Origin of the sequence: Streptomyces pyxinae, from assembly GCF_024756275.1 — a bacterium.
GTDB lineage: Bacteria > Actinomycetota > Actinomycetes > Streptomycetales > Streptomycetaceae > Streptomyces > Streptomyces pyxinae.
Genome location: NZ_JANUGQ010000013.1, coordinates 168218 through 180687, shown reverse-complemented (window position 1 = coordinate 180687; position 12470 = coordinate 168218). Strand labels below are relative to the sequence as shown.

At 76.0% G+C, this 12470-nt stretch carries 8 protein-coding genes; 5 read left to right on the top strand and 3 right to left on the bottom strand.

Annotated features, from left to right (window positions below; translation table 11 throughout):
- Positions 1-116: 116 nt before the first annotated feature.
- Together NX801_RS17245 and NX801_RS17240 are read right to left on the bottom strand one after the other, a co-directional pair.
- Positions 117-2735, bottom strand: a complete 2619-nt coding sequence (locus tag NX801_RS17245) for an ATP-dependent RNA helicase (protein ID WP_428986171.1) — start codon at positions 2733-2735, stop codon at positions 117-119.
- A 185-nt stretch (positions 2736-2920) separates the two neighbouring features.
- A complete protein-coding gene (locus tag NX801_RS17240; RefSeq protein ID WP_258788622.1) occupies positions 2921-3832 on the bottom strand; it encodes a class I SAM-dependent methyltransferase in 912 nt (303 codons plus the stop codon).
- 634 nt (positions 3833-4466) lie between these two features.
- On the opposite strand from NX801_RS17240, the gene rpsA reads away from it, so the two are divergent.
- From rpsA to NX801_RS17220, 4 genes are all read left to right on the top strand, one after another.
- On the top strand, positions 4467-5969 hold the full coding sequence (gene rpsA, locus NX801_RS17235) for a 30S ribosomal protein S1 (RefSeq protein ID WP_258788621.1): 1503 nt from the start codon (positions 4467-4469) through the stop codon (positions 5967-5969).
- A 375-nt stretch (positions 5970-6344) separates the two neighbouring features.
- Entirely contained in the window at positions 6345-7283 is a 939-nt protein-coding gene (locus tag NX801_RS17230) for a PAC2 family protein (protein WP_258788620.1), read from the top strand.
- 123 nt (positions 7284-7406) lie between these two features.
- Positions 7407-8012 carry a dephospho-CoA kinase gene (gene coaE, locus NX801_RS17225; protein ID WP_258788619.1) on the top strand — a complete coding sequence of 202 codons (606 nt, stop codon included), beginning with the start codon at positions 7407-7409 and terminating at the stop codon, positions 8010-8012.
- A 458-nt stretch (positions 8013-8470) separates the two neighbouring features.
- The gene (locus tag NX801_RS17220) at positions 8471-8842 is read left to right on the top strand and encodes a tetratricopeptide repeat protein (RefSeq protein ID WP_258788618.1); all 372 of its coding nucleotides are present in this window, start codon (positions 8471-8473) and stop codon (positions 8840-8842) included.
- An 89-nt stretch (positions 8843-8931) separates the two neighbouring features.
- On the opposite strand, the gene NX801_RS17215 is transcribed toward NX801_RS17220, so the two are convergent.
- Positions 8932-9180, bottom strand: coding sequence for a DUF6343 family protein (locus tag NX801_RS17215; RefSeq protein WP_258788617.1), 249 nt, complete (start codon positions 9178-9180; stop codon positions 8932-8934).
- Between the two features lie 280 nt (positions 9181-9460).
- Between NX801_RS17215 and NX801_RS17210 the strand changes: the two genes are divergently transcribed.
- Positions 9461-12409, top strand: a complete 2949-nt coding sequence (locus NX801_RS17210) for a DEAD/DEAH box helicase (protein ID WP_258788616.1) — start codon at positions 9461-9463, stop codon at positions 12407-12409.
- Positions 12410-12470 lie beyond the last annotated feature (61 nt).

Sequence of the window (12470 nt, the reverse complement as noted above, 5' to 3'; positions counted from 1 at the left end):
CGCCCGCCCCTTCGCCTGGGGCCGGGCGGCGGCCGCGTTCACCGCGGGCGGTGGTGCGCCGATCGCTGTCGGGTCGTACGCGGTGGTACGCGGCCGTACGCGGCAGGGCCCGGCTGTCACTCCCGGGTGAGGCCCGGGGGGACCTCCGGCCAGGCGTGCTTGGGGTAGCGGCCGCGCAGCTCGGCGCGTACGGCGCGGTAGCCGTCCTGCCAGAAGGAGGCGAGGTCCGCCGTGACCGCCGCCGGGCGCCCGGCCGGGGAGAGCAGATGGACCAGCACCGGGACACCGGCGATCCGGGGCGTCGAGGTGACCCCGAACAACTGCTGCACCTTCGCCGCCACCACCGGCTGCTCCCCGCCGTACTCCACCCGGACCCGGGTGCCGCCGGGCAGTTCCAGCCGCTCGGGCGCCAGTTCGTCCAGCCGGGCCGCCTCGCCGGTGCTCCAGGGCAGCAGCCGCCGCAGCGCCTGACCGGCGTCGATCCGCGCCAGGTCGGCCCGCCGCCGGGCCCGGGACAGCTCCGGCTCCAGCCAGTTCTCCGCGCCGGCCAGCAGGGCCGGGTCGGAGACGTCCGGCCACGGCGCGCCGGCCGTCCGGTGCAGGAAGTCCAGCCGCGCCCGCAGCTCCAGCGCCCCGCGCGACCAGTGGAGCAGCGCCCCGGGGCCCTCCCGGCCCAGCCCGTCGAGCAGCGCCGCCCGGAGCAGGGCGGGGTCCGGGGCGGTGAGCGGTCGTACGGTGAGCTCCACCGCGCCCAGCCGTTCCACCGACCGGGCCACCACGTCCCCGTCCTGCCACCGCACCTCCTCCGCCGTGACCAGCAGATGGGCGGCGGCGGCCCGGGCCGTCTCCTCCCCGGTCACCGCCGCCAGCCGCACCCGGGCCGACGCCGCCCGGGCCGGCCGGTCGGCCACCGCCACGGCCAGCCAGGGCGCCGCGCCCAGCCGGGAGCCGGCGGCCGGTTCGGCGCCGGTGCCCGAGGCCATCAGGAACGCCCCGCCCCCGCGTGCCCTGGCCACCCGCTCCGGGAAGGCCAGCGAGACGACCGTCCCGGCCACCACGTCGTCGTACGCCCCGGGGTCTCCGGCACTGTCGTCCCGCTGGTCCCGCTGGTCCCGCTGGTCCCGCTGGTCCCGCTGGTCCCGCTGGTCCCGCTGGTCCCGCTGGTCCCGCTGGTCCCGCTGGCCCCGCTGGCCCCGCTGGTCACGGGGGCCCCGCTCCCGGCCGTCGCCCTCCTCGCGCAGCTGCCCGGCCAGCCGCCGGGCCTCCCGCCGCCACCGCGCCGGGTAGCCGTCGCCGCCCCGGCGGGCCGTGCGCCAGGCCGCCGTGAGGTCGTCGCCGTACTCGCGCGGCGGCTCCTCGCTCAGCAGCGCCACCACCTCGGCGGCCCGCCGCGCCCCCACCAGCGGTGCCCCGTCCAGCAGCGCCCGCGCCAGCCGGGGGTGCAGGCCCAGCCGCGCCATCCGGGTGCCCCGGCCGGTGACCCGCCCGGCCGCGTCCACCGCCCCGATCGCCGCCAGCACCGACCGGGCGGCGGCCAGCGCCCCGGCGGGCGGCGGGTCCAGCAGCGCCAGCCCGGCCGCCGCCGGGTCGCCCCAGACGGCCGCCTGCAGGGCGAACCCGGTCAGATCCGCGACCCGGATCTCCGGCGCCGGGAAGCCGGGCAGCCGGGCGTGCTCGGCCTCCGCCCAGCAGCGGTACACCGCGCCCGGAGCCTCCCGCCCCGCCCGGCCCGCGCGCTGGCGGGCGGCCGCCCGGGAGGCCCGTACGGTGGTGAGCGCGCCCAGCCCCCGGGCGTGGTCCGTCCGGGGCTCCCGCGCCAGCCCCGCGTCGACCACCACCCGGACCCCGGGCACGGTCAGCGAGGACTCCGCCACCGCCGTGGCCAGCACCACCCGGCGCCGCCCGGCGGCCGGACCCGCCAGCACCGCGTCCTGTGCCGAGGCCGGCGCCCGGCCGTGCACCTGGAGCAGCTCCGCGTCCACCCCGTCCACCCCCTTAACCCCGGACAGCAGCCCGGCCACCCGGGCGATCTCGCCCACCCCGGGCAGGAAGCAGAGCACGTCCCCCGGACGCTCGGCCAGCGCCCGCCGCACCACGGCGGCGACATGGCCCAGCAGCGCCGGGTCCACCCGCATTCCGTCCGGCGGCCGCACCGGCCGGGCGGGCGGCGCCCACACCACCTCCACCGGGTGGGCCGTACCGGTGGCCTCCACCACCGGCGCGCCACCGAGCAGTCCGGCCCAGCCCGCCGCGTCGGTCGTCGCGGAGGCCGCCACCAGCCGCAGCCCGGGCCGGAGGGTCTCGCGCACATCGAGCAGGAAGGCGGCCACCGTGTCGGCGTCCAGGTGCCGCTCATGGCACTCGTCCAGGATCACCGCGTCCACCCCGGACAGCTCCTGGTCCCGCTGGAGCCGCTGGAGCAGCACCCCGGTGGTGACGACCTCCACCACCGTCTCCCGGGAGACCACCCGCTCCCCGCGCACCGTGAAGCCCACCCGGCCGCCCACCGGCTCCCCGAGCAGCCAGGCCATCCGGCGCGCCGCGGCCCGGGCGGCGATCCGCCGGGGTTCGGCCACCACCACCCGCAGGCCCCGGGCGGCGAGGGCGAGCGGGACCAGGGTGGTCTTGCCGGTGCCCGGCGGCGCGCAGAGCACGGCGGTGCCGGGTCCGTCCAGCGCCGCCAGCAGCGCGGGCAGCGCGTCCCGTACCGGCAGCTCGAGCCCGGCCGGCCGCACCCCGAGGGCCGACAGCGCCGGCAGTACCGACGCCGGTGAGGACACCGGCCGCTCCGGAGATCCCGGGCTCCCCGGAACCGCCGCCGGGCCCGGGCGCCCCGGAGCCCCGTAACGCGCCGATCCGGCCTCCGCCGATCCGGCCTCCGCCGATCCGGCCTCCGGCGGCCCGGCCTCCGGCACCGGGCTCACGCCCGCTCGCAGACGAAGACGACCGTGCCCGGGATCAGATGTCCGCGCAGCGGCGACCAGCCGCCCCACTCCTGGCTGTTCCACTCCGGCCACTCGGGTTCGACCAGGTCCACCAGCCGGAACCCGCCCGCCACCACGTCCCGCACCCGGTCCCCGAGGGTGCGGTGGTGCTCCACATAGACCGGCTCCCCGTCCTCGTCCTGCTCGACATAGGGGGTGCGGTCGAAGTACGAGGCGGCCACCGAGAGACCCTCGGGCCCCGGCTCGTCCGGGAACGCCCACCGGATGGGATGGGTCACCGAGAAGACCCACCGCCCGCCGGGCCGCAGCACCCGGTGCACCTCGCGCATGACCCCCACCTGGTCCGCGACGAAGGGCAGCGCCCCGTACGCCGAGCAGGCCAGGTCGAAGGAGCCGTCCCGGAACGGCAGGGCGCCCGCGTCCGCCTCCACCAGCGGGACGCCCCCGCCGATGCGCAGGGCGTGCTGGAGCTGCCGGTGCGAGAGGTCCAGCGCGACCGGCCTGGCCCCCCGCGCGGCCAGCCAGCGGGAGCACTGCGCGGCTCCGGCGCCGATCTCCAGCACATCCCGCCCGGCCACCTCGCCGAGCAGCCCGGCCTCGGCCTCGTCCAGGCCCTCCGGGCACCAGACGAACCGGTCGTCACCGAGGAAGTCGCCGTGCTCCCGCTGGTACTCGTCGGCGTTCCGGTCCCACCAGCCGCGGTTGGCCCGGCTGCTCTCCGCGTTCCCGGCGGGCCGGCGGACGGCCTCCGGTTCCGCCGCGGGCTCGGGGGGCGGCACCGGCCCGGTGTGCGGGGCGCCGTGCGGCGCGGCGCCGGCCGCCGGCTCCGCCGAGGTGCGGAGGTCCGTGGACCGGGGTCCGGGGGTGTGCTGGCTGTCTTGGCTCATTCCGTCCGCCGTCGTAGTTTGCGCGTGCGCGCGTGGGCCGGTGTGTGCGTGGCGTGTCGTGCGTGGTGTGCGGTGTGCGTCGGGTGTGTCGTGTCCGCGGCCGTGCCGGGTGCGTGCCGATGGTGTCGTCCGTGCCGATCGGGCCGATCGGGCCGATTGTGTCGGCTTGTGCCGACCGCGTGGGACGCGGCGGGTGGCTGCCGTGTCACGTAGATCGTTCCGTATGACCGGCGGCCCCGGTGTGACCGGGGGTGGCCCGGGGAACGCGAGGTGCGGGTGCCCGTGCCGTATCGCGGGGGTCCGGCGCGCCGCGGGCCGGTTCTGGCCGGTTTTCCGGGCGGTCCGGGAGGCCGGGACGACCGGCTCGTGCCGGTTATGCGGCGTTCCGCCCCCGGGTGTGCGCTTCGCGCATTGACCCTGTCCGGCCGCCCCCGTATGCTAAAGGTTGCGCTGCGGGCCTGCGCGCCTCAGACGGAGCAGGTCGCGCTCGCATCTGTTGTATGCCCCCTCGGTTGTCGAGGCGCCCCCATCGTCGGAGGCGCTTCCTAGGCTGTCCGGCTTCTGCAGCTGCGATAAGGGCTCCCGGCGTAGCAGTACCTACGACTTCAATGTCCGTACCGGAGCCCTTTCCCACATGACGAGCAGCACCGAGACCACCGCCACCACCCCGCAGGTTGCGGTCAACGACATCGGTAACGAGGAAGCCTTCCTCGCCGCGATCGACGAGACGATCAAGTACTTCAACGACGGCGACATCGTCGACGGCGTCATCGTGAAGGTCGACCGGGACGAGGTCCTGCTCGACATCGGTTACAAGACCGAAGGTGTCATCCCGAGCCGCGAGCTCTCGATCAAGCACGACGTCGACCCCAACGAGGTCGTCAAGGTCGGCGACGAGATCGAGGCCCTTGTTCTCCAGAAGGAGGACAAGGAAGGCCGCCTGATCCTCTCGAAGAAGCGTGCCCAGTACGAGCGCGCCTGGGGCACCATCGAGAAGATCAAGGAAGAGGACGGCATCGTCACCGGTACCGTCATCGAGGTCGTCAAGGGTGGTCTCATCCTCGACATCGGCCTCCGTGGCTTCCTGCCGGCCTCGCTGGTCGAGATGCGTCGTGTCCGCGACCTCCAGCCCTACGTGGGCAAGGAGCTCGAGGCCAAGATCATCGAGCTGGACAAGAACCGCAACAACGTGGTTCTGTCCCGCCGCGCCTGGCTGGAGCAGACCCAGTCCGAGGTTCGCCAGACGTTCCTCACCACCCTGCAGAAGGGCCAGGTCCGCTCCGGCGTCGTCTCCTCGATCGTCAACTTCGGTGCGTTCGTGGACCTGGGTGGCGTCGATGGCCTGGTGCACGTCTCCGAGCTGTCCTGGAAGCACATCGACCACCCGTCCGAGGTTGTCGAGGTCGGCCAGGAGGTCACCGTCGAGGTTCTCGACGTGGACATGGACCGCGAGCGTGTCTCCCTGTCGCTGAAGGCGACGCAGGAGGACCCGTGGCAGCAGTTCGCCCGTACGCACCAGATCGGTCAGGTCGTCCCGGGCAAGGTCACCAAGCTGGTTCCGTTCGGTGCGTTCGTCCGCGTGGACGAGGGCATCGAGGGCCTGGTCCACATCTCCGAGCTGGCCGAGCGCCACGTGGAGATCCCGGAGCAGGTCGTCCAGGTCAACGACGAGATCTTCGTCAAGGTCATCGACATCGACCTGGAGCGCCGCCGGATCTCGCTGTCCCTCAAGCAGGCCAACGAGTCCTTCGGTGCCGACCCGGCGTCGGTCGAGTTCGACCCGACCCTGTACGGCATGGCCGCGTCCTACGACGACCAGGGCAACTACATCTACCCCGAGGGCTTCGACCCGGAGACCAACGACTGGCTGCCGGGCTACGAGGCCCAGCGCGAGGCGTGGGAGACCCAGTACGCCGAGGCGCAGCAGCGCTTCGAGCAGCACCAGGCCCAGGTCATCAAGTCCCGCGAGGCCGACGAGGCCGCCGCTGCCGAGGGTGGCGCCGCCGCCCCGGCCGGTGGCTCGGCGGGCGTGTCCGGCGGTTCGTACTCCTCGGAGTCGGACGACAACTCCGGCGCCCTGGCGTCGGACGAGGCGCTGGCCGCCCTCCGCGAGAAGCTGGCCGGCGGCCAGAGCTGACGTCCGGTTCCACCGGCTCGGTTCACCGCCGACCCGCCTGAGCGGGTCACCTGAGTGACGCCCGAGGCCCGTCCCCGATCCGGGGGCGGGCCTCGTCGTGTTTCCCGGGCGCGGCCGGAAGCCGGTTCGGCCGAGGCACGGTCCCGGTCCGGCCGAGGCGAGGCCCGGCCCGGTCGAGGCGGGACCCAGTCCGGCCGAGGCGAGGCCCGGTCCGGTCGAGGCGGGACCCGGCCGATCGAGGCGAGACCCGGCCCGATCGAGCGGGCCGGATCCGGCGCCGTCGGGCCGGATCCGGCCCGGTCAAGATCGGATGGCGGGAATGACCACCGGCGGCCGGACGTTGCCCGGGAGTGACGACGAGGAGGAGCGGTCATCGTGCTTGATCCGCAGGGTTTGTACGCATGGGAGCCGAAGGGCCTCGCCGTGGTGGACACGGCGCTGGCGCAGGAGTCGGCCGGCCTGGTCATGCTCTACCACTTCGACGGATACATCGACGCGGGGGAGACCGGCGAGCAGATCGTCGAGACGATCCTGGACACACTGCCCCACCAGGTGGTCGCCCGCTTCGACCACGACCGGCTCGTGGACTACCGGGCCCGGCGCCCGCTGCTCACCTTCCGGCGGGATCGCTGGAGCGCGTACGAGACGCCCACCCTGGAGGTCCGTCTCGTCCAGGACGCCACCGGTGCCCCGTTCCTGCTGCTCACAGGACCGGAACCGGACGTCGAGTGGGAGCGCTTCGCCGCCGCCGTGCGGGAGATCGTGGAGCGGCTCGGGGTACGCCTCTCGGTGAACTTCCACGGCATCCCGATGGGCGTCCCGCACACCCGGCCGGTCGGCATCACCCCGCACGGCAACCGCACCGACCTGACCCCCGGCCACCGCAGCCCCTTCGACGAGGCCCAGGTGCCCGGGAGCGCCGAGTCGCTGCTGGAGTACCGGCTGATGGAGGCCGGCCACGACGTGCTCGGGGTGGCCGCGCACGTACCGCACTACGTCGCCCGGTCCGCCTACCCGGACGCGGCGCTGACGGCGGTGGAGACGATCACCTCCGCCACCGGCCTCGTCCTGCCGGGCATCGCGCACGCGCTGCGCACCGAGGCCCAGCGGACCCAGACCGAGATCGAGCGCCAGATCGGCCAGGGCGACGAGGAACTGGTGGCGCTGGTCCAGGGGCTTGAGCACCAGTACGACGCCATGGCGGGCGCGGAGACCCGGGGCAATCTGGTGGCGGAGCCCGTGGAGCTTCCCTCGGCTGACGAGCTGGGGCGCGAGTTCGAGCGCTTCCTGGCCGAGCGGGAGGGCGAGGGCTGACCCCGCGTCTCCGGCCGCGCGTCGTCCGCCCCGCGCCGTCGGCCCCGCCGGGGCCGGGCGGCCGGGGGCCGGGTTCCGGCGGCCGGTGTCCGCCGTATCGGGGGCCCGGCTAGGCTGCGACCCATGCTGAAGGTGGGGCTGACCGGCGGTATCGGAGCCGGCAAGAGTGAAGTGTCGCGGTTGTTGGTCGCGTACGGGGCGGTGCTCGTCGACGCCGACCGGATCGCCCGCGAGGTGGTCGAGCCGGGCACGCCGGGGCTGGCGGCCGTCGTGGCGGCGTTCGGCGACGGCGTCCTCACTCCCGAGGGCACGCTCGACCGGCCCGGACTCGGGGCGCTGGTCTTCTCCGACCCCGACCGGCTGGCCACGCTCAACGGCATCGTCCACCCCCTCGTCCGGGAGCGCACCGCCGAGCTGGAGGCGGCCGCCGGAGCCGACGCGATCGTGGTCAATGACGTCCCGCTGCTCACCGAGAACGGTCTGGCCCCGCTCTACGACGTGGTGGTGGTCGTGGACGCCGCGCCCGGCACCCAGCTGGACCGGCTGGTCCGGCAGCGCGGCATGTCCGAGCAGGAGGCCCGGTCCCGGATGGCCGCCCAGGCGAGCCGGGAGGACCGGCGGGCCGTGGCCGACCTGATCATCGACAACGACGGCCCCCGGGAGGCGCTGGAGCCCCAGGTCCGGGCCGTCTGGGCGAAGCTCGTCGAACGGGCGGGGCGTACGGCGTAGGCCGCCGGGTCCCGGACCCGGCCGGGACCGGTCGGACGGCGCGGCGGACGCCTCCGCCGGGCGCTCGGGGTCGGCGGCGCGCCGGGCGCGGACTCGTACTGTGCGCGGACCCCTACCGGGCGGGTCGGGCGCGGGCCCGTACCGGGCGGTTGTCCGGCGGAAGCGCGCGGCGGACGACCGGGCGGGGGGAGCCCGGCGGGCGGGTCGGCCGCACGAGACGCGCCCGGGGCCGTACGGCGGGGGCGCGTGCAGCCCGCCCGTACGGGGGGGCGTGCGAAGGCCGTACGGCAGACGCACGGAGGCCGTACGGCAGAGGCGTGCGCGGACGGTCGGGACGGGGGAGTCCGGTCGGTGGGCCGCCCGGCGGAGGCCGCGCGGCGGGGGGCGTGCGCCGGCGGCCGGAATACCGGGCCCGGCCCCGCACGTTGGATCCGCCGAACGAGGGGAAGGATGCCACCGTGCCCAACAGCGACCCGGAGACCCACGTCATCGACTACCGGGCGGCGGAGCAACTGCTCGCCGCCCGGGACCCGCGCGGAGCGGTCAAGCTGCTCGACTCGGTGATCGCCGCCCACCCCGAGAACACGGCGGCCCGGCTGCTGCGGGCCCGCGCCTTCTTCGCCGCGGCCCAGTTGCGCCCGGCCGAGCTGGAGTTCGAGCTGGTGCTGGAGCGCGAACCGGACAACGCGTTCGCCCACTTCGCGCTGGCCCGCACCTTCCAGCGCGCGGGCCGCCCGGAGCAGGCCACCCGCCACTTCCGGCTGGCCGCGGCGCTCGACCCCAACCCCGAGTATCTGCGGGCCGCCCGGTTCGACACGGACGGCGGCTGACGGCCCAGGGCGGCGTCCTGCCCGCCGGACGTCCGGCACCCCGCCGGCCCGCTCCCGGACCGTCGGCCCGCCGTCCGTGCTCAGGGCACTCAGGGCTCGTACGGGGGGATGTTCCGGCCCGGCTGGTAGTGCGGGCCCTGGCGGATGCGGTGCACCACCACGGCGAGGTCGACCGCCACCACGACCAGCAGCAGCCCACAGGCGACCGCCCAGCCGGTCCGGCCGGCCAGGGCGAAGGCGGCGGTGCCCCCGGCGGCCCACAGCAGACCCCACAGACTCAGCCAGAGCCGGGTCCGGAGAGGACTGCGGGCGGTGGTCGGTTCATTGCCGGTACGCATGTGAGCGCCCTCCCTCCCGGGGTACGGGTCCTCCCGGCGCGGGTACCCCCGAGTGCGGCGCGGTACCCCCATCGCCGGGGCCCGCACCCGTCGCGGCCGGTGGCCCCTGTGACCCGGGCGGTGTCCGCCGAGGGGCCGGTGGGCCGGGCGGGAGGCGGCAGGGGCCGGTGCGGGCCCGGTGCGGGGCGCCTCCCGGGGTCGTTGTCAGTGGTGGCCCGTAGGGTCGTGGGTCCGGGAGGAAACCGTTCCGGGACCGGCTGACCAGGGGAGGTGACGGGCGATGACGGCCGAGCATGTGCCACGCGGCTGCGCCGCCGTGTTCCTGCCCGCCGCGCTGCCCCGGGACGGCCGGGTCGCGCTCTGGTCCCCGGACGGCGATGCGCTTCCGGCCCCCGGCGCCCCTGGCACGGGCGGCGCCACCGGTGGCGAGCTGACCGTCGTACGGGCGCACGGCGCGGGTGTCCGCACCCGCACCGTTCCGGCGCTGCTGCTGCCGGTGGTGGAGGCGCTGCCGCTGCTCGCCGCCACCCGGCACGCCCCGGAGGCGCACCCGGCGGCCGTCTGCTGGGGCGCCGCCGCCCTGCACGCCCTGCACCTCGTGGCGCGCGGCCGGCTGCTGCCCGGGCTCACCCCGGACGACCTGGACGCCTGGCGGGCGGGCCCGCTGGACGCCGAGGACATCGCCCATCTGCGGGCCGTCGCCGCCGCCCTGCCGTACGAGGGCCGTCCGGTGCCGGTGCCGGGGAGCCGACCGCTCCGGTTGCCCGAGCCGGAGGCGCTGGTCCGGGCGTTCCTGGACGCGGTGGCCGACTCGCTGCCGCGCACACCCGCCGCGCCCTTCGCGGCCGGGGCGCCGTTCGCCGCGGCCGGGCCGCAGCGGCTGCCGGGGGCGCGGGCCTGGGCCGCCGAGGCCGCCGTCGGGATGGACGCGGGCGTCCGGATCTCGCTCCGGCTGGACCTCTCCGCGTACCAGCTCTTCGACACGGCCGCCGGCGCCGGTGATCCCACCGGCCCGAGCGGCCCCGACGGCCCCGGCGAGCCCGCAGGCCCGGGCTCCGACGTCGACCCCGGCCCGGAATCGGAACCGGATCCGGAGGCGGCCGGGCGGCGGGCCGGGACCGCGCTGGTGCAGGTGCACAGCCTCGCCGATCCGACCCTGGTCGTGGACGCGGACCGGCTCTGGGCGGGGGAGGGGGACGACCACTTCGGGCCGCGTGCCCGGATTGACGCCCTGCTCGCGCTGCGCCGGGCCGCCCGGGTCTGGGCCCCGCTCGCCCGGCTGCTGGACCGGCCGGTGCCGGACGCCCTCGCCCTCTCCGAGGAGGAGCTGTACGAGCTGCTGGGCCCGGCCGCCGGGAAGCTCGGCGCGGCCGGGGTCGCCGTCCACTGGCCCAGGGAGCTGGCCCGCTCGCTGACCGCCGCCGCCGTCGTCCGGCCCGCTCCCGGCTCGGCCACCGACGGCACGGCCTTCTTCGACGGCGCCGAGCTGCTCCGCTTCGACTGGCAGCTGGCGCTCGACGGCGACCCGCTGACCGAGGGCGAGATGGACGCCCTCGCGGAGGCGCACCGCCCGGTGGTCCGGCTCCGCGACCAGTGGGTGGTGGTCGACCCCGATCTCGTACGCAAGGCCCGCAAGCGCCAGCTCGGCCTGCTGGAGCCGGTCGACGCGCTGGCCGCAGCCCTCACCGGCACCGCCGAGGTGGACGGCGAGACGGTCGAGGCGGTCCCGGTCGGCGCGCTCGCCGCACTGCGGGACCGGCTGGTCGGCGGGCCCGGCGAGGTGCTCCCGCCGCCCGGGCTGGACGCCACCCTCCGCGACTACCAGCTGCGCGGCCTCGCCTGGCTCGATCTGATGACCTCGCTCGGCCTGGGCGGCTGCCTGGCGGACGACATGGGCCTCGGAAAGACCGTCACGCTCATCGCCCTCCATCTGCGGCGCGCCCGCCCGGCGCCCACCCTGGTGGTCTGCCCCGCCTCGCTGCTGGGCAACTGGCAGCGGGAGATCCAGCGGTTCGCCCCCGGCGTCCCGGTGCGCCGCTACCACGGCCCCGGCCGCACCCTGGAAGGGCCGCACGGGCCGCACGGGAAGCAGGGGCCGGGCGGCTTCGTCCTCACCACGTACGGCACCCTGCGCACCAGCGCCGAGCGGCTGGCCGCCCAGGAGTGGGGCATGGTCGTCGCCGACGAGGCCCAGCACGTCAAGAACCCGTTCTCGGCGACGGCGAAGGCGCTGCGCGCCGTCCCCGCCCCGGCCAGGGTCGCCCTCACCGGCACCCCGGTGGAGAACAACCTCTCCGAGCTGTGGGCCCTGCTCGACTGGACCACCCCGGGGCTGCTCGGCCCGCTGAAGGCGTTCCGCTCCCGGCACGCCCGGGCGGTGGAGAACAGCGAGGAGGTGACCAACGACGAGGCGGTGGAGCGGCTGGCCCGGCTGGTGCGGCCGTTTCTGCTGCGCCGCCGCAAGTCGGACCCCGGGATCGTCCCCGAGCTGCCGCCCAAGACCGAGTCCGACCATCCGGTGCCGCTCACCCGGGAGCAGGTGTCCCTCTACGAGGCGGTGGTCCGGGAGACCATGGCCCGGATCGAGGAGTCCCAGGGCATGGCCCGGCGCGGGCTGATCATGGCCCTGCTCACCTCGCTCAAGCAGATCTGCAACCACCCCGCCCAGTACCTGCGGGAGCGGCCCGGCAGGCTGGCCGGCCGCTCCGGCAAGCTGGCACTCCTCGACGAGCTGCTCGACACCATCCTGGCCGAGGACGGCTCGGTGCTGGTCTTCACCCAGTACGTCACCATGGCCCGGCTGCTCACCGCCCATCTGGCGGCCCGCTCGGTCCCCGCCCAGCTGCTGCACGGCGCCACCCCGATCCCCGAGCGGGAGCGGATGGTGGACCGCTTCCAGTCCGGCGAGGTCCCGGTCTTCGTGCTGTCCCTGAAGGCCGCCGGGACCGGCCTCAATCTCACCCGCGCTGCCCATGTGGTGCACTACGACCGCTGGTGGAACCCGGCGGTGGAGGAGCAGGCCACCGACCGGGCGTACCGCATCGGCCAGACCCAGCCGGTCCAGGTGCACCGGCTGATCGCGGAGGGCACCGTCGAGGACCGGATCGCGGAGCTGCTGCGCGCCAAGCGGGCCTTGGCCGATGCCGTCCTGGGCTCCGGCGAGGCCGCCCTGACCGAGCTCACCGACCGGGAGCTGGCCGATCTGGTCTCGCTGAGGAGGCAGGCATGACCCCGCACCGCGTTCCGCCTTTCCGAGGCCCCTGTCGTCCGCCGGGCAGCCGCCGGGGCCG

Excerpts from the sequence above, each read along its gene's own strand:
- NX801_RS17240 (WP_258788622.1), bottom strand. The coding sequence starts at position 3,832 with ATGAGCCAAGACAGCCAGCACACCCCCGGACCCCGGTCCACGGACCTC.
- rpsA (WP_258788621.1), top strand. The coding sequence starts at position 4,467 with ATGACGAGCAGCACCGAGACCACCGCCACCACCCCGCAGGTTGCGGTC.
- coaE (WP_258788619.1), top strand. The coding sequence starts at position 7,407 with ATGCTGAAGGTGGGGCTGACCGGCGGTATCGGAGCCGGCAAGAGTGAA.
- NX801_RS17215 (WP_258788617.1), bottom strand. The coding sequence starts at position 9,180 with ATGCGTACCGGCAATGAACCGACCACCGCCCGCAGTCCTCTCCGGACC.
- NX801_RS17210 (WP_258788616.1), top strand. The coding sequence starts at position 9,461 with ATGACGGCCGAGCATGTGCCACGCGGCTGCGCCGCCGTGTTCCTGCCC.